Consider the following 16,661-nt stretch of genomic DNA (forward strand, 5'->3'; position numbering starts at 1 on the left):
CAGAAACCCACTGACTAGACTGGTTGAGATCGAAGTTGATGTCAAGAAGTAAAGTTAGTGATCTACAAAATTTCTTAAACTTGGGGTTAGTTTACATCAGCAAGTAGTTGTATGCGTAAAGATCCAACCCTGATTGTGATTCATGAAGGTAACAGACTTGGTCCGGAAGAGAATGGGACTGTGCAACGGCTCATTGCAGATACCGAGTCTGTACCGCATAAGCAACACGCAAACACCAGACGTGGTTTCAGAGCAAGCGCCCAGAGGGAAGGACACACTTCCTGATGAGACCTGGCAAAGTTCTTCCAGCCCCCGCACAGTGTCCCCTCTCCCTCCCGGTCTCACCTCTATATAGTTAGTGCGCTGCCGGCGCCTTGCCCCCAACCTTGAAGTTCTTCGAGAGCAGAACAAGCGGCGCCGCGACCAGCGTGATGACGCCGATCACGAAGAAGCAGTCCATAAAAGCCAGCAGACGAGTCTGTGCCCCCAACTGATCGTAGTAGCGGAGATAGGCGGCCTTGACGGCATCCGCGTGGGAGAATCCATGCGATTGCAGATAGGCCGTAGTCTGCTGCACTGCCTGCTGCAGGAACGGAGACGACGAAGGCAGGTTCGAGCCGACCCTCACCTGATGGAAGTTCTGACGGCGCTCGGACATGGTCGTCACGAAGGCGATACCGAAGCTTCCACCCCAGTTGCGGAAGAAGTTCGTCAGCGACGACGCCTTATTGTTCTGGTCGGGCCGCAGTTGCGAGTACGAAAGCACCGAGAGCGGAACGAAGAAGAACGCATAGCCCAAGCCCTGAAGCCCGCGGGCCAGAGCGTAATGGCCATAGTCCGTCTGAAGATTGAAGTGGCTGTAGTGAATGAACGATATTCCCACCACCATGACCGCACCAAAGAGCAGGATGCGTGGATGGATGATGCCTCGCTGCACGAGCTGGGCTCCGACCGGTGCGAGTAGCGTGATGACGAGAGCCCCCGGCCCGAGCACCAGGCCGGCATCGATGGCGCGGTAGCCGTAGAGCGATTGCAGCATCTGCGGGATCATCGTCGTGGAGGCGAAGAGACCGAAGCCGAAGACGAAGTAAAAGATGTTCGAGATAGCAAAGTTGCGCACTTTCAACAGGCGCAACTCAATGACGGGATCGGGGTGATGCAACTCCCAGAAGATGGCAATGCCGAGGCAGGTGATGCCAATGCCGAACATCCAGCAGATGAAGGGTGAACCAAACCAGTCATCGATCTGTCCACGGTCGAGCAGGACCTCAAGCGCTGCCGAACCCAGGCCTATCAGCGCGATGCCGACACCATCGACGCGGAGCTTTCCGTTGGCCGAGCGGGCGGACTTGCGCTCCTCCGCGAAGGACGGCGGATCGTGAACGAAGCGATTGGTCAGGAAGAGCGACAGAATACCGATGGGAATGTTGATCAGGAAGACCCAGCGCCAGTTGTAGTTGTCGGTGATCCAGCCGCCGAGCACTGGACCGATAGCGGGAGCTGTAACGATCGCCACGGTATAGAGGGCAAACGCGGTAGCTCGTTTGGCCGGAGGAAAGGTGTCGACCAGGATGGCCTGCTCGACCGGAGCCAGGCCGCCGCCGCCGATTCCCTGAAGAACGCGGGCCATGAGCATGAAGCCGAGCGTGGGTGCAATACCGCAGAAGAAGGACGTAATCGTAAACAGCGCGACACAGGCCATGTAGTAGTTCTTGCGGCCAAAGACCCGGGACAGCCAGGCCGACATAGGAAGGACGACCGCGTTTGCCACGAGATAGGTCGTGAGAATCCAGGTCACTTCATCGAACGAGCGGCCCAGGCCCCCAGCAATATAAGGCAGCGACACGTTGGCGATGGAGGTATCGAGCAGCTCCATGAAGGTTGCGAGCGTAACCGTCAGCGCCACGACCCAGGGATTGATCGTGGGGAACCCCGAAGCGGCGCGTTGTGTAGCTTTCTGGGGTAACGGGGCAACAGCGGTAGCCACAGACAGGTCCTCACAAGCTGAAATTATTTAGAGACTGTTCGGTCTCTTTCACATCTGATTCAGAGAGAGAGGAAACCGATGCGTCTTTTTTCGTATTCTTCTCCACGGAGGTTTCGCAGTGGCCAAGGGAGAGCTGACCAGGCAGAGGATCATCGCGGCTGCCGCACCGATCTTCAATCAACGGGGGTATTCCGGGTGTTCCATGCAGGACATCATGGAGGCTACCGGGCTGGAGAAGGGTGGACTGTATCGCCACTTTGCCAACAAGGAAGAGCTGGCGGCAGAGGCGTTCCGGTTTGCGCTTGCCCAGTGCGTCAAGACACGGACGGAGGACCTGGAGAACATCGAAGGCTCGGTAGCGAAGCTGCGTTCTGTCGTACAGCGATTCGTCGCAACCCCTTCGCCCATGCCCGGGGGCTGCCCGCTATTCAATACAGCCATTGATGCCGACGACGGCAACCTCGTGTTGCGGGAACTCGTCCACGAGGGCATTCAGGCGTGGAAGGCTCGGATCAGCAATATCGTGAAGACCGGCGTCGAGCGCGGGGAGATCCGCCAGACCATAGAGCCGCAGAGTATTGCCAACACTATGATCTCCATGCTGGAAGGCGCCCTGATGATAAGCCGCATCGAAGGCACGAAAAAGCCGTTGCAGGATGCCTGCGCCATGCTCGAATGCGTGCTGGATGGGATCGCCACGAAGTGCTCGTAGAGCTTTCTTTCGAGTTCATTCCAAAGTAAGTTTGAAAAAAGACACCCTACTTTGTCTCGCTACTCGCCGGCCTGGCGGCCGCGGGGTCCAGACGGTTCGCATTCTGGAAGGGCAGCATCCAGCCGGGATACTCCGGCGGCAGAGCGCTTACCTCATCGAGCTGCTTGATCTCGTCCGCAGTCAGCTTAACCTCGATGGCGGCGATGTTGTCCTGCAACTGGTCGAGGCGCTTGGCTCCAATGATGATCGACGTCACCACAGGCTTCGAGAGCAGCCACGCGAGCGAGATGCGAGCCGCGCTGCAACCGTGGGCCTTCGCGATGGGTGCGATCGCATCGAGGATCTTCCACGTGCGTTCCTTGTCGACGAGGGGAAAGTCGAATTCGGAGCGGCGGGAGCCCTCAGGCTTCTGGTTTTCACGGCTGAACTTGCCGGAGAGCAGCCCACCCGCAAGCGGACTCCAGACGAGCAGCCCCGTCTTCTCCGCTTCGAGCAGCGGCACAATCTCGCGCTCGAGATCGCGTCCGGCGATGGAGTAGTAGGCCTGTAGCGTGTCGAAGCGCGCGAGGTTCTTGAACTCGGAGATGCCGAGCGCCTTGGAGAGCTTCCAGGCCTGCCAGTTCGAGGCTCCGATGTAGCGCACCTTGCCCTGCTGCACGAGGGTGTCGAGCGCACGCAGCGTCTCTTCGACTGGAGTGATCGAGTCGCTGGCGTGGATCTGATAGAGGTCGATGTGGTCGGTCTGCAGGCGACGCAGGCTGGCTTCGACGCCGTCCATAATGTGTCCGCGCGAAGCTCCGACATCGTTGCGGCCCGGGCCGACGCGGCCGAAGACCTTGGTCGCGATCACCACGTCCTTGCGCGCGATGTTGAGGTTCTTGAGCGACTGGCCGAGCGTCTTTTCGCTCTCGCCCTCGGAGTAAACGTCGGCGGTATCGAAGAAGTTGATGCCGGCTTCAATGCTGGCCTTGACGAGGTCATCGGCTCCGGCCTGATCGACTGTGCCAATGACCTTCCAGAAGCCCGCGCCACCGCTAAAGGTCATGGTTCCGAAACAAAGGCTGGAGACGAGTAAACCGGTGTTGCCGAGTGTCTTGTATTGCATGACTGTCCTTTGGTGGGTTGTTTCTTGCAAGAGAGGATCGAGCTCTGTTCGATTGGACGTGCGAGGAGGCTTGTGCGACTCAGAAGGTCACTACTCTATGGTTAGCCCTAACCTACCCGAGAAGCGTCATCCCGAGCGAAGTCGCTCGCGCACTTTGCGAGTGACGCAGTCGAAGGACCGCGAAGCGTCCCCTCCTGCCGATACAGTTCAATCCTTTTCCACCACGAAGCCCAGTGCACGAATGCTTCTTGTCGCAAACATTTGCACGCTACGGGTTCATCTGCTCGTGCACGGTAATCATCTGCCATCCCCAGGTTTCTGCGAGATCTTTAAACTCTGGATTGACCGAGCGGATCAAATTCAGTTTCTTCTCGCGTCGCCAACCTTTGAGTTGCTTTTCGCGTGCGATGGAGATTCGGATATCTTCGTGTCCTTCGAAGTAGAGCAGGCGTTTGCAGTCGTGGGTCGCAGAGAAACCCTCGAAGGTACCGTTCTTGTGTTGCATCATGCGCAGGTACAAATTGCTGGTGACGCCGATGTAGAGCGTGCCTGTAATACTGCCGAGGATGTAGGTATAGCCGCCGGACATGGCAAGATGCTAGCAGTTTTGTGGTCGCTGCTGGAAGATGATCGCCGCTACCAGAGCACGAACATTTGCGGTCGAAAAGGTGTGAGGTGCATGGGGAATGTGGACAGCTTCGGGGTCCTTCGACTGCGCGTCTCGCAAAGTGCGCGAGACGCTTCGCTCAGGATGACGGTCCTGGGGTGATCCAGAAAAAGAACTCTCTTTTACTCCCACGCTGTAACCCCATCGCAACGGAATACTCACGCCCTGTGCGATACCCTAGCTCATGCGCTCCACCGACATCCGCCGCGAACTGCCGCTGCTCCTGAAGCTGGCTCTGCCCCTGATCGTGGGCGAGCTGGGTTGGGTGGCGATGTCGCTGGTCGATACGATCATGGTGGGACGGCTGCCGCACTCGGCCATTGCGATGTCCGCCGGTGCGCTGGCGCAGGTGCTCTTCAATACGCTGGTGTTCGGCATCGGCGGCATTCTGCTGGCGCTGGACACGCTGATCTCACAGGCCTTCGGGGCCAAGGAGATGCAGCAGGCCAATCGCTGGCTGCTGCACGGTCTCGTGATGGCCGTCCTCCTCAGTGGTGTGCTGATGACATTGTTCGCCGCGGGTCCGACGCTGCTGATGTATATGCCGGTCGACCGCGCCGTGCTGGCGCAAGCTGTCCCCGCGATGTGGGGATTGAACTACGGCACGCTGCCGCTGCTGCTCTACTTCACGCTGCGGCGTTATCTGCAGGCCATGCATCATGGCCGCCCGATTGCCTTCGCGCTCATCTCCGCCAACCTGGTGAACATTGCCGGAGACTGGCTGATGATGTTTGGACATCGCTGGCAGATTCTCGGACACACGATTGCGATTCCCGCCTTCGGCGTTGAGGGCTCGGCATGGTCCACCAGTTTTGCGCGGCTGTATCTCATGGCGGTGCTGCTCTTCGCGGTGCTGTGGGCCGACCAGCAGGGTGACTATGGCCTCCGCACCGTCTCGCGGAGGATCGAGGTTCAGCATCTGCGCAAGCTGTTTGTGCTGGGAGCCCCGGCAGGCGCTTCCCTGCTGATCGAGATCGCGATCTTCGCGCTCGTCACCTCGCTCGTCGCGACGATGGGGCCGCTGGCGCTGGCGGGACACGAGGTTGCGTTGCAGTGCGCCAGCACCACGTTCATGGTGCCTCTCGCGATCTCCTCGGCCACCGCAGTGCGCGTCGGCCATGCAGTCGGACGCATCCGCACCGGAGCCGCCACGATCGCGCAGGCTGCGCTCGCCGGCTGGTGCGGCATCGGGCTGGGCGCTGCCTTCATGCTGGTCGCAGCCGTTGTGTTTCTCACGATCCCGGCGGCGGTCGCGCGCCTCTTTACGCCGGATCAGGATGTCATCCATGCGGCTGTGCCGCTGTTGTTCGTAGCCGCAGGATTTCAATTCTTCGATGGCGTGCAAATCACCGCGACCGGCGCGCTGCGCGGCGCAGGCAATACGACCGCGCCGCTCTATACGCAGGTTCTCTGCTACTGGGCGATCGGCATGCCGCTCGGAGTGCTGCTGGCGTTTCGCGCCCATCTCGGCGCAGCCGGATTGTGGTGGGGATTGCTCATTGCGTTGACCGCTGCCGCGCTGATGCTGCTGGCGCTCTGGCATAGGACGACGAAGTCGCTGGCGCAGACGATGCGACGCCCGCAACAGGCGTCTGGGATGTGAGGGGTTTCCGCGACTTCCCGCCAGCTTATCGAGGAACGGCACAAAGAGAATCTGTTTTTCGTCGTCATCCTGAAGCGAGGCTGAAGGCCCCCCGCATTGGGTACCACCTTGTATGTTGCAACTCAAGGCGTAACGATGGAGTTGCGCTGCGGCGGAGAGGCCGTACCCACCTGAGGCCGGGAGCAATCCTGAGCCTGTCGCAGAGAACGGCCGCCGTCCCTCTCTCATTACGCCGTGGAGAATGGGAGGCATAAAGCCTGCATGTTCAAGGTCGGCGATAAGAGCGAGTCCGGAACTGCGGACAGGGACGGAAGCCGAGGCCGTATCTGAACGCCGGAGGCCATTCATGAGCAAGCGATCCATACAGTTGCAGGAGACAATGTACTGTGGCATTGATGTCAGTGCCAAAAGTCTCACCGTAGCGATTCAACGCGTGGGCCAGCCCGTAGAACAAGAGAGCTTCGCTAACAATCCAATTGGTCACAAAGCTCTCATCGTCTGGCTACAAATCTGGATAGAACCATGTGCTACGGGACAAGGCCACCGTACGAAATCATCGGAATAAATCTGCCGGGACTCAGTTTAAGAAGGTAGAGCCAATATCTGTCTCTATCTGAGTCTCGGAGATTCGACTATGCATTTCCAGCGAAAATCGATTGGGGACCGGGAATTTCCGGTTTCATTGCGCTCATCCGTCTGTTTCGTCACGGCTGCCTGTCTGGCTATGTGTGTGGGCCTCCAGCAGGCCTGGGCCGCGGCGCCAACGACCACTGCTCTAGCGGTGACATCCGCCGGGGGCGTGGTCACGACGGTGACATCTGGCAGCGTGGTCACGCTGACTGCAACCGTGACGGCCGGCGGCACGGCCGTCACGCCGGGCCAGGTCAACTTTTGCGATGCGGCGGCGAAATATTGCACGGACATCCACATCCTGGGCACGGCGCAGTTAACCGGCGCGGGGACGGCGACGCTGAGGTTCCGTCCCGGAATTGGCAGCCACAGCTACAAGGCGGTGTTCGCCGGAACCAATAATGCCGCCGCGAGCGCATCGGCTGCGGCGGCGCTGACGGTGACAGCAATCGCGGGAATACAGCCCTCGACGACGAGCATCGCATTCAGTGGTTCTCAGGGAACTTACACGCTCACGGCAAACGTCTCCGGCAACGCCGGCGTTGTGCCGACGGGCTCGGTACCATTTGTGGATACGAGCAATGCGAATGCGGTGCTGGGAACGGCGCCTCTGACACCGGGTACTGGCGCACTGTTCTTATCCTCGTCGATATTCTTTGAGCAACCTAGGCAGCTTGTGACGGGTGATTTCAATGGCGACGGGATTGTCGATCTGCTCGCTACCGTCAATGGAGGGAACTCTGTACAGATTCTGTTGGGCTATGGGGATGGAACATTCAGGGACGGTGAGAGTTTTTCCGCTCAACTGAACGGTATTGTAGTGGGAGACTTTAACGGAGACGGCAAACTGGACCTGGCAATGGCGTCCAGTGGCACGGTAACCATCTTTCCAGGAAACGGCGATGGAACCTTCACGGGCGGATACCAGTCGCCGCCAATGCAGAGTCTCGCTTTAGTTGCGGCGGGCGACTTCAATGGAGATGGCAATCAGGATCTGCTGGTGGAGTCCGGTTCCTCCAATCCCAATCCCACTCTCGCAGTGCTGTTGGGCAATGGAGACGGAACATTCAAGATGGGCGCTACCATGCCGACGGCCCCTGGTCCCGTGGCAGTGGGCGACTTCAACGGAGATGGCAAGCTGGATCTGGCTGTGGGCAACCAGCAAGGCGATTCGGTGAGTATCTTGCTGGGCAATGGGGATGAGACATTCACCGTGGGAGCCACGGTACCCACAGGCGCCACCGCCGGTGTGATCGCGGTTGCAGACTTCAACGCAGACGGCAAGACGGACCTAGCCGTGGCAGCCAATGGGACCGTGACGATCCTGCTGGGCAATGGGGATGGAACGTTTACCACCGCGGGTCCGGCGACGGGCTACTCCGGCACAACTGTGGTCGTGGGGGACTTCAATGGAGACGGCATAGTCGACCTAGGAGTGGCAGGCAAGGGCGATTGCGTCCTGCTGGGCAATGGAGATGGGATCTTTACGGCTGTGATCAGCAACCAGGAAGTAACCGACAACGGGTCGATTGCGGTGGCAGACTTTAATGGCGACGGCGCATCGGATATGGCTGGCGCGATCCTCAACGAGGACGACGAAGGGATTTCAGTGTTGCTTTCGCAGCCAAAGTTTGCGACGGCTACGGTGAACAATGTCACGCTTCTTGCCACTGGCATTAATGCGTCGTTTCAAGAGATCGACGCAAGCTACGCCGGCGACGCCACCTATAGTGGCAGCGTTTCCCCGCTCCTTGAATTACTGTCGCAGACTGCATTCACTATCGGCGCTACGACCTTGCCTCCGATTGGCGTCGGTGCGAGCGCCACCTCGACGGTCACGGTTACGCCCGCGATCAATCTTACTGGGCTTGTGACGCTCAACTGTAGTATCAGTTTCCAGTTCATGGGGATATCCCCGCCAACATGTTCGATTCCGCAGTCTGTCATGCTCTCTGGAACGGCGGCTGCGAGTGCGACTGCCACGGTTTCCACGCTCCCCGCAACAACCCCGGGAGCGTACCAGATGATCGTGCAAGGCACCCCCGATGGCGGGGGTATTGTCGTCACTTCGGCCACCTCATTTACCGTCGTCGCACCAAGCTTTGCGCTGAGCAACACCGCTATCCCCATCGCCGCGCCTGGGGCTAGCGGCACTTCGACCGTTACGATCACTCCGAGCAACGGCTTTACCGGGACCGTTGTCCTTACCTGCGCTGTGACGGGGATTCCGGTGGGTGCGACCGACGTGCCAACCTGCTCGGTCACCGCTCCGGCGGCAATCTCGGGGACGACGCCTGTGACGGCGACACTCACCATCGGCACCACGGCCATGTCCAGCGCCGCAGTCCACGACCCGCTGCGCCGGACCCTCAGCGTCGGCGGAGGCGTGGTCATGGCGGCGCTGTTCTTCTTCGGAATGCCCGTACGGCGGCGGAGGTTGAAGACGCTACTGGGTCTGCTGCTGTTCGCGGCCGTCGCTGGTGCAGGCATCGGTTGCAGCAGCGTGGCGAACAACACGCCCACGACGCCTGCCAACCCAGGCACCACCCCGGGAACCTATACCGTCACAGTGACGGGAACCAGTGGCGCAACAACGGCAAATACCGCAGTCAGTGTCACCGTTAATTGAGCCGAACCGGTCTGTAGTCCAGCTTGAGACAGAAATCCTGGCGCCAGCCGCAGATCAACAGATATTTGATTGCGTTGCGCCAGGGCTTTCGTCTTCAAACCGCAGACGCAAGGAGCAATCCAGGCAGATCGTTCGGAACTCGTCCAAGAGTCCCCGATTGAGGCCGCAAACTCGCTCGGGTGAGCAAGCATCCGGTCCCATTCGAAAACCGCTACAACCGATTTACTCGGATGTAGCGTCGGCAAGCCGGACGTAATCTGCGTCTCAAATCTCAATTGCCGCAAAATCGCCGAGTCACTCATTGAGCCGCGATCTGCAAGCGGAAATTGCTTTCTGCCAGGGAAGTTCCTTGGCTGAGATCAGCGATTCGTCTGCTTTCATGATCTCTCTGTGCTCCCTCTGGAAAGAAAAATATCCCCTCTGGACACCCCTAAAGAGAAAAGAAAAGCCTAGACAAGCGAGAGAGAATCTCTGCGGTCCGTCGCCACACCAAAATACGGGGGCCTTCGCCTACGGCTCAGGATGACGACGAAAAACAAACAACGACCGAACTGAGCTTTTACTCGGACAAAGCTGCGAACCGTCGTTCAATCAGGGCCGTTGCCTCTTCGAGCTTCGATTGCCGCACTTCGATGGCAACCGTTTCTTCGTCAGGAAGCTCGTTGGTTTCATCGCGTCCATCGCGCCAGAGATACGAGATCCCCGCCTCGCCAAGGACCTGCGCCACAATCAGCGCCTCTTTCAAATCGAACATCGCCAGAAACGTAAGACCCTCAACCGGATTGAGCGGACCGCCGGACTCGCCGCCTTCCTCGTGTGACGGAAATAGCCCCAGCTTTTCATGAAGAACGGAAGCAGCCTTTCCCGCCATCTTTCGATGGACTACCAGCGCCAGGTCAAGACCCGAAGGATGGATCGGTCTTTCAGGATCGACTACATGCCAATCCACGATGCGATGGTCGACTTCGGCAGCCTCCATATGGCGCATCGCCTCCCGCGCCTGGAAGGCATCGTGGAACAGGTAGGCGACGGTCTCGCCCTCACTGAGAACGTCAGCTCGTAAATCCAGATTCGGAGCAGCGGAAGCCACCTGCTTATCGTTCGCGGTCGGCTGCGCAAGCCCGCGATCTTTCATCACCTGGGCCAGTGCGTCCTGCGCAACCTGCGTGAGGTCTTGCCGCTCCTGATGCAGCTCCAGCAGGTCTTCATCACTCTGTTCCGCGTAGATTTCGCGGAGCCGTTTTCCTTCGTTATCCATTTCCATTTGAGCAAAAGCGTATCACTATCGAGAGGGGTGTTGCATGCAGAAGTGGCATAGGGCATATCATCCAACTTCGAGATCGAACGGAGCAAACAGTTTGCTGCGGCACTGTTTCTTTAAGGGCATGGCTTCACAGGGATGTATCCGTCGCGAGAGGTAACTGGTTTCGCCATGACCAAAGAAGGCAATTCAGTCGTTGCGGCTCCGCCTTCACTCCCGCCTTCGGCAGAAAGGTACGGCCTTTGGCCTGCTACTTACGGCATGGCTGAAGCCATGCCCTTAACGAAACCGTGCCACCACAACCTGTTTGCCCAGTTCAAATTCATCCCACGAGCAATTTGATGACAATTTTGTGGTGGGTTTGTGGTGAGTCTGTGATGGCCGCAGCTTTCGCGGCTTACTCTTCCGGCACGTTCTGCTGGAAGATTCCTGCGAAGGCCGAGCGGACGCTCCACGCCGTCACCAGCCAGAGCACGGTCACAAGAAGCGGCAGCGGAAGGCCTGCCGGGTTCATGCTGATATGGAACAGGAGGATGTTGACGATCACCGGACCCAGCAGGGTAAGAGCCAACGGCACGAAGCGATTGATCAACAGCAGCACTCCAGGGATCAATTGCAGCAGGAAGACGGCGACCAGGTAGTGAGAGACAAACATCGCTCCCAGAAACTGCGCGGCAGTCCCCGTAGGAGGAGGCATTGGAATAAAGTGCAGAAACCCATTGAGCCCAAAGACCACGAAGACCAGGCCGAGCAGAAGACGTACGATTAAATTGACGATTTTCATCACGAACCCTTTCAGAATGGAGTTGGTCGCAGAAGCAGTTCTGAAGCTATTTGGGGTCTATTTATACGCCGAAAACCGGGACTCCCGCGCCGATTTCTTCAGAAAAAGCGACGCGGGTACCGGAATAGAGAAACAGCGGAACAGGCTTAGTTGACCGCGAACCTGGCGCGGATCGCCTCGACGTGGGGCAGCAGGAAGGCCTCACGGTCGGCTCCGTAGTTCAGGGAAGCAGCGCCACCTGCGGTCTGGAAGCTGGTGTCCGTAACCCCGAGGAAGCCGAAGACGGTACGCAGATAAGGCTCTACGAAGTTGAAGGACTCCATCGCCGAACCCGCGCCATAGACGCCGCCGGTTGCGAGAAGGAAATGAGCCTTCTTGCCCTGGAGCAGGCCCTTGGGGGCACCGTCGATATAAGCAAAGGTCTCGCCAGCGCGAGCGATCAGGTCGATCCACTGCTTGAGAACGCTGGGAACACCGAAGTTGTGCATCGGAGCGCCAATGGCGTACTCGTCGGCCTCTTTGATTTCGGCAACCAGGCTGTCGGAGAGGACGAGCAGCTGGTTCTGCTCCGGGGTGCGTGACTCTTTCGGCGTAAAGAACGCGCCGATCAAAGGCGCAGTAAGAGAGGTGAGGCCGCTGGTCGTGAGGTCGCGGGTGATGACCTTGCCTTCCGGGTTTGCCTTCTTCCAGTTCTTGACGAACTCGCTGGTGAGGTGGCGGGAAACGGAGGCTTCGCCAAGTGGGCTGGCGTCGAGATGGAGTAAAGTAGGCATTCGGGTAAATCTCCTTTGCAACAATAGATGCTTAAGCAACATCTGTTGACTTATAAATACACAACAGATGTTGTTTTTGCAACAAAAACTGTAAAGTAGAAGAAGGCCTATGGCAGAATCTGCTTGCGAAGCTATTGATCCTCGCGTCAAACGCACCCGCGATCTGCTGCAGCAGGCGTTAGGAAAGCTGTTGGAGTCTACGGAGTTCGAAAAGATCTCCGTGCAGGACATCACCGATGAGGCCACGGTGAACCGGGCGACCTTCTATGCGCACTACCCCGATAAGTTTGCACTCTTCGAGTGCATGGTTGCCAGCAAATTCAACCAACTTTTAGAAGACCGCGGCGTCACGTTTAACGGAACCTGCGCGTCCGCCCTGCACCACATCGCGCTGGGCGTCTGCGACTATCTGGCCCAGACGCCCGGCGTAGAGTGCGAACGCCAGCGGCAGATGGAGCCGCATTTGGAGTCCGCCGTGATTACCGTGGTGGGGAAGATGATTCTCGATGGTGTGAGACAGCACCCGCCCCCCTCGGGCGACTCGCCGGAGGTAATCGCCTCCATCGTAAGCTGGGCGATCTTTGGCGCTGCGAAGGAGTGGGTAAGGACTCCGGACCGGGTTCCTTCCGAGCAGATCGCCGCGACGGTGGTGAGGCTGATTGGGCCGGTGCTCGGAACGTAGAACGAACGACTTCTCAAAGTTGAGAGGGTAAAAGTAGAAAATCAGCCCTGAACTGAGCCTCTATCGGACTTTTTTGGGTTGTTATATTTTGCCTTCCCTCGGCCACATTGTTATTGCAATCCCCACTTTGACATCATGCAATGTGTGAGGTGAAATATGGCAGCGATCACCGTTCGCAATCTATCTGAAGCAACCTATTGCGCTCTCAAGCAGCGTGCAGCCTTACATGGGATCAGTACAGAAGCCGAGATCAGAGCCATTCTGGCAGAGGCTGTGCGGCCCAAAACCAAGGTCATGATTGGGACAGAATTAGCCGCCTTTGGACAGAACTTTGACAGGCTCCGCCTCGATCTTGCGCGTGACCAAACGCCAACGGAACCGGCAGCGTTTGGGTGATTCTTTGCCTTTGTGTACCAACTCCTCGGGAAGACTTAGGACGTGTCATCAAATGACATCTGAGATGAAGTTGGACTGTGCAAACAGCTTCATCCCAGTCCTGAACCCAGGGCTACGCTCTGGCTACTATCGCGTCGCCTCTTCGGGGCTCAGTCCCGTGCCTGTACTACGCGCCTGCCAGATCAGCCCGCACACGCTCCATCGTCTCCAGATAGAACGACAGGTTGTGAATGGAGTTCAGCGTGGCCCCCAGCGGCTCTCCACTTGCAAACAGATGCCGCAGGTAGGCGCGGGTATAGCGCTGACACACGCTGCATTTGCAGCCCTCATCGATAGGCCGCTGGTCCTGGGCGTTGTCCTGCTTCTTGATGTTCAGGCGGACCACGGCGCTCCTGCGGTCGTTCGGGTCTTCGCGGATGAACAGCAGCCCATGCCGACCGGCGCGCGTGGGCAGTACGCAGTCCATCATGTCGACACCCATGCGCGCGTACTCCTCGATCTCGTCGGGGTAGCCGACGCCCATCACGTAGCGCGGCTTGTCTTTGGGCAGATGCTCCAGCGTCAGTGCGATCATCTCGCGGGTCACCTCGCGGGGCTCACCGACGGCCAGGCCGCCGATCGCGTAGCCGGGAAGGTCCATCTCCACGAGCCTGTCCGCGCTCTCGCGGCGGAGGTCGGCGTACATGCCTCCCTGCACGATGCCGAAGAGCGCCTGGTGCTGGCCGCCGCGCTCCGCATGCCAGGGAACCTCGTGGCGGTGCGCCTCCCAGTAGGCCCTGGACCGTGCGGCCCAGGCGTGCGTCAGTGTCATGGAGTCGCGGGTGCGCTCCCAGCTGGCGGGCGTCTCCACGCACTCGTCGAAGACCATCATGATGTCCGCTCCGAGGGCGATCTGCACGGTCATGGAGTGCTCGGGCGAGAAGAAGTGCCTGGAGCCATCGAGGTGCGAGCGGAACTCGACGCCGTCCTCGGTGATCTTGCGCAGCTTGGCTAACGAAAATACCTGGAAGCCACCGGAGTCGGTCAGCATGGGCCGGCGCCAGCTCATGAACTTGTGTACGCCGCCGAGTGAGCGGATCAGTTCATGCCCTGGGCGCAGATACAGGTGATAGGTATTGGCCAGGATGATCTCAGCGCCACGGCCGCCAAGGGTCTCCAGCGCGTCCTGAGGAACGGCCTTTACGGTTGCCGCCGTGCCGACAGGCATAAACACCGGCGTCTGGACGACTCCGTGCGGCAACGAGAGGGCGCCGCGCCGGCCCCCCTGCTCCGTCGTATTTGCAACTTCGAATTTAAGTGACATCGCCCTCCATTCTAGAAGGGCGTGGCATTGGGTGGCGTGGCATAGAACTAAGCCCCGAAAGGGCGACCCTTGTGAGTCGTAAATTCGTTGTATCGTGATGGCCTGTTCAAGACAGCGCGTAGCGCAAATCCTGACGCTTCAGCGTCGCGGGACGGACGGAGCCGTAGCCTTTAGGCTACGGAATTCAAGCTGAGAAAAGATGTGGCCTTTAGGCCTGGGCCTTCTTTCGGCTGCGGACAAAAGGCCCGGGGCTAAAGCCCGATTCTTGCCCTGGCCCTTATTCCGTAGCCTAAAGGCTACGGCTCCCTCCGTATCCCTGATGCTGAAGCATCAGGGAACGCGCTTCGCGCTGTGCTCAACGGGCCATTATGGCTCACCAAATAAGCTCAAGACGGTAGGGACTGACATCAAGTGCCGCCGAAGCTACTGATGGGGTACAGGCGGTATCGGCGGAATGGGTGGAACCGGGACGCCGCTCATGCCGCCGCCCATCTTGACGAGGTCGCCCATCGACATGTGTCCGCTCAGGTGGATGAAGGTCAGCTCTTTCGCCTCGGCGGTCATAATGACCATCTCGTTGGACTCGCCGTGCTCTCCCGACCGCGAGCAGATATCCGTCGAGCCATCCTTGTCGCGTGTATGGATAAAACAGTTCCAACTGCCGTCCGTCAGCTTTTTGCGGAAGACGTCGATGTCTTCCATGCGATACATTCCGGGTTTGTCATAGGTGTACGAGTGGATCACGATGTAGTCCATCTTGCTCGCCATCCCTCCCCCGCCCTTGGGGACCATGCCGAGCATGCTCTTGTCCATGTTCACTTCGGTTACGTCTTTCGCACCCTGCGCGAACTTCTCCGTGCCGGCGAACAGGTCGTCCTTTACCTGCGGCGCCTCGGCTCCGCTCGAAGAAACCCGTATCGTCACTTGTGCCCGCATCGGCAGTGCCGCAAGCATCGCGACCGCCAGCGTCAGATTCAAACCCAGTCTCTTTGTCATCGTTCTATCCCTCACGCCTCTCTCAGTCGCCTAACTTAAACCCTGCGCGTTCCAGGTGCGCGCGCGTCTGGCCGAGAGCGCGATCGGTGACGCGCATCGCCGTGTCAAACTGCTGCTGCGCCATCTCCGCCTTCTCCTGCTGCTGCCTGACGTGAATCCGTTCCGCGGCAAAGCATCCCAGCACCAGGGCTGCGGCAATCGCACCGCCTGCCCAGGCGTGCTGCCTGGCCAGCCAGACGGGCATCGTCAGCACCCTGGCGCGCACCGGCGTCTGCTTCGCGGCAAGATCCAGCACGCGGAGCGCAAACCCCTCCGGTGCGTCGACCCTTTGCAGCTCGCGTGTTAGTAGCTCTTCAAACTCGTCCATCTTTCCTGCTCCGAGCTCATTCTTTTTTTCTTCAGGCCTGTCCACGAACATATCCCTTCATTGTCACTGCCGCCTTGACGCGCAGCAGTTGCAATCCACGCTGCAGATGACTCTTTACCGTCGCTACCGGCTGCCCCAGCAGCTTTGCAATCTCATCCGGCGCCATCTCTTCCTGGTACCGCAACACCACAGCCACACGCATCGACTCCGGCAGGGCCCGCAGCAACTCTTCCAGCCGCGCTTCGATACCGGCATCCAGCCGCGTGTTCTCATTCTCAACGTGCTGCTCTTCCATCCACTCTTCCGCGGCAGCCTCGGGCTGGCGGGATTTTCTCCGCAGAGCGTCGGTGGCACGATGTACGGTCACCCGCCGCAGCCAGAAGCGCACATGGTCCGCGCTCGTCAGCCGCTCGGCACCGCGATATAGCTCCAGGAAGACGTCCTGGGCGACCTCCTCGGCCGCTCCGTACTCTCCGGTAACGCGCAGGGCGATAGAAAACACCATCTTCTGATGGGTCTCGACCAGTGTCCGAAACTGGGTTGCTTCCATGCTCATCCGCGCGCTTGCTTCCGTATCACTTTGCCTGCTTACTTCTCTATACGCAAAAAGAAGGCCGTCGGAATGCAAAATCTTTGCGGTGGGGAAAGAATTTTTTTTGGGGGGGCACGTCGTTTGTTTTTCGTCGTCATCCTTCTATGAAGAGAGGCGTAGTTGTCCAGGGGTATTTTGCGAACAGATTGCGTACAGACTTCTATTCGTGCTCAT

At 58.9% G+C, this 16,661-nt stretch carries 15 protein-coding genes; 5 read left to right on the top strand and 10 right to left on the bottom strand.

Translation table 11 applies throughout. The features are described 5' to 3' along the window. Positions 1 to 355 precede the first annotated feature (355 nt). Complete coding sequence (locus HDF15_RS11455) at positions 356 to 1,987, bottom strand: DHA2 family efflux MFS transporter permease subunit (protein ID WP_184255619.1); 1,632 nt, start codon at positions 1,985 to 1,987, stop codon at positions 356 to 358. Positions 1,988 to 2,105: 118 nt separating this feature from the next. Here HDF15_RS11455 and HDF15_RS11460 point away from each other — a divergent pair, with 118 nt between their 5' ends. After that, complete coding sequence (locus tag HDF15_RS11460) at positions 2,106 to 2,699, top strand: TetR/AcrR family transcriptional regulator (RefSeq protein ID WP_184255620.1); 594 nt, start codon at positions 2,106 to 2,108, stop codon at positions 2,697 to 2,699. A gap of 46 nt (positions 2,700 to 2,745) precedes the next feature. On the opposite strand, the gene HDF15_RS11465 is transcribed toward HDF15_RS11460, so the two are convergent. Together HDF15_RS11465 and HDF15_RS11470 are read right to left on the bottom strand one after the other, a co-directional pair. Then, on the bottom strand, positions 2,746 to 3,804 hold the full coding sequence (locus HDF15_RS11465; protein WP_184255621.1) for an aldo/keto reductase: 1,059 nt from the start codon (positions 3,802 to 3,804) through the stop codon (positions 2,746 to 2,748). A gap of 268 nt (positions 3,805 to 4,072) precedes the next feature. Further along, positions 4,073 to 4,393 (bottom strand): GIY-YIG nuclease family protein, encoded by a 321-nt coding sequence (locus tag HDF15_RS11470; protein ID WP_184255622.1) that lies wholly within the window; start codon positions 4,391 to 4,393, stop codon positions 4,073 to 4,075. Between the two features lie 262 nt (positions 4,394 to 4,655). Between HDF15_RS11470 and HDF15_RS11475 the strand changes: the two genes are divergently transcribed. Together HDF15_RS11475 and HDF15_RS11480 are read left to right on the top strand one after the other, a co-directional pair. Continuing rightward, positions 4,656 to 6,074 carry an MATE family efflux transporter gene (locus tag HDF15_RS11475; RefSeq protein ID WP_184255623.1) on the top strand — a complete coding sequence of 473 codons (1,419 nt, stop codon included), beginning with the start codon at positions 4,656 to 4,658 and terminating at the stop codon, positions 6,072 to 6,074. A 634-nt stretch (positions 6,075 to 6,708) separates the two neighbouring features. After that, positions 6,709 to 9,333 carry an FG-GAP-like repeat-containing protein gene (locus HDF15_RS11480; RefSeq protein ID WP_184255624.1) on the top strand — a complete coding sequence of 875 codons (2,625 nt, stop codon included), beginning with the start codon at positions 6,709 to 6,711 and terminating at the stop codon, positions 9,331 to 9,333. A 559-nt stretch (positions 9,334 to 9,892) separates the two neighbouring features. Here the strand turns inward: HDF15_RS11480 and HDF15_RS11485 are convergent. The 3 genes from HDF15_RS11485 to HDF15_RS11495 all read right to left on the bottom strand — a co-directional run bounded on the left by HDF15_RS11485 (position 9,893) and on the right by HDF15_RS11495 (position 12,151). After that, positions 9,893 to 10,591: a hypothetical protein gene (locus HDF15_RS11485; RefSeq protein WP_184255625.1), complete on the bottom strand. Its 699-nt coding sequence runs from the start codon at positions 10,589 to 10,591 to the stop codon at positions 9,893 to 9,895. A 400-nt stretch (positions 10,592 to 10,991) separates the two neighbouring features. Then, positions 10,992 to 11,378 carry a hypothetical protein gene (locus HDF15_RS11490; protein ID WP_184255626.1) on the bottom strand — a complete coding sequence of 129 codons (387 nt, stop codon included), beginning with the start codon at positions 11,376 to 11,378 and terminating at the stop codon, positions 10,992 to 10,994. A gap of 146 nt (positions 11,379 to 11,524) precedes the next feature. After that, positions 11,525 to 12,151 (bottom strand): FMN-dependent NADH-azoreductase, encoded by a 627-nt coding sequence (locus HDF15_RS11495; protein ID WP_184255627.1) that lies wholly within the window; start codon positions 12,149 to 12,151, stop codon positions 11,525 to 11,527. A gap of 109 nt (positions 12,152 to 12,260) precedes the next feature. Between HDF15_RS11495 and HDF15_RS11500 the strand changes: the two genes are divergently transcribed. Both HDF15_RS11500 and HDF15_RS11505 read left to right on the top strand, forming a co-directional pair. After that, complete coding sequence (locus HDF15_RS11500) at positions 12,261 to 12,833, top strand: TetR/AcrR family transcriptional regulator (protein ID WP_184255629.1); 573 nt, start codon at positions 12,261 to 12,263, stop codon at positions 12,831 to 12,833. A 156-nt stretch (positions 12,834 to 12,989) separates the two neighbouring features. Continuing rightward, a complete protein-coding gene (locus tag HDF15_RS11505) occupies positions 12,990 to 13,229 on the top strand; it encodes a FitA-like ribbon-helix-helix domain-containing protein (RefSeq protein WP_184255631.1) in 240 nt (79 codons plus the stop codon). A 166-nt stretch (positions 13,230 to 13,395) separates the two neighbouring features. On the opposite strand, the gene tgt is transcribed toward HDF15_RS11505, so the two are convergent. From tgt to HDF15_RS11525, 4 genes are all read right to left on the bottom strand, one after another. After that, entirely contained in the window at positions 13,396 to 14,532 is a 1,137-nt protein-coding gene (gene tgt / locus HDF15_RS11510) for a tRNA guanosine(34) transglycosylase Tgt (protein ID WP_184255634.1), read from the bottom strand. A gap of 423 nt (positions 14,533 to 14,955) precedes the next feature. After that, positions 14,956 to 15,528 carry a DUF4252 domain-containing protein gene (locus tag HDF15_RS11515; protein ID WP_184255636.1) on the bottom strand — a complete coding sequence of 191 codons (573 nt, stop codon included), beginning with the start codon at positions 15,526 to 15,528 and terminating at the stop codon, positions 14,956 to 14,958. Between the two features lie 22 nt (positions 15,529 to 15,550). Further along, complete coding sequence (locus HDF15_RS11520; RefSeq protein ID WP_184255638.1) at positions 15,551 to 15,895, bottom strand: hypothetical protein; 345 nt, start codon at positions 15,893 to 15,895, stop codon at positions 15,551 to 15,553. 31 nt (positions 15,896 to 15,926) lie between these two features. Beyond that, positions 15,927 to 16,451: an RNA polymerase sigma factor gene (locus HDF15_RS11525; RefSeq protein WP_184255640.1), complete on the bottom strand. Its 525-nt coding sequence runs from the start codon at positions 16,449 to 16,451 to the stop codon at positions 15,927 to 15,929. Positions 16,452 to 16,661 lie beyond the last annotated feature (210 nt).

It is taken from the genome of Granulicella mallensis, from assembly GCF_014203225.1.
In the GTDB taxonomy this organism is placed as follows: Bacteria; Acidobacteriota; Terriglobia; order Terriglobales; family Acidobacteriaceae; genus Granulicella; species Granulicella mallensis_A.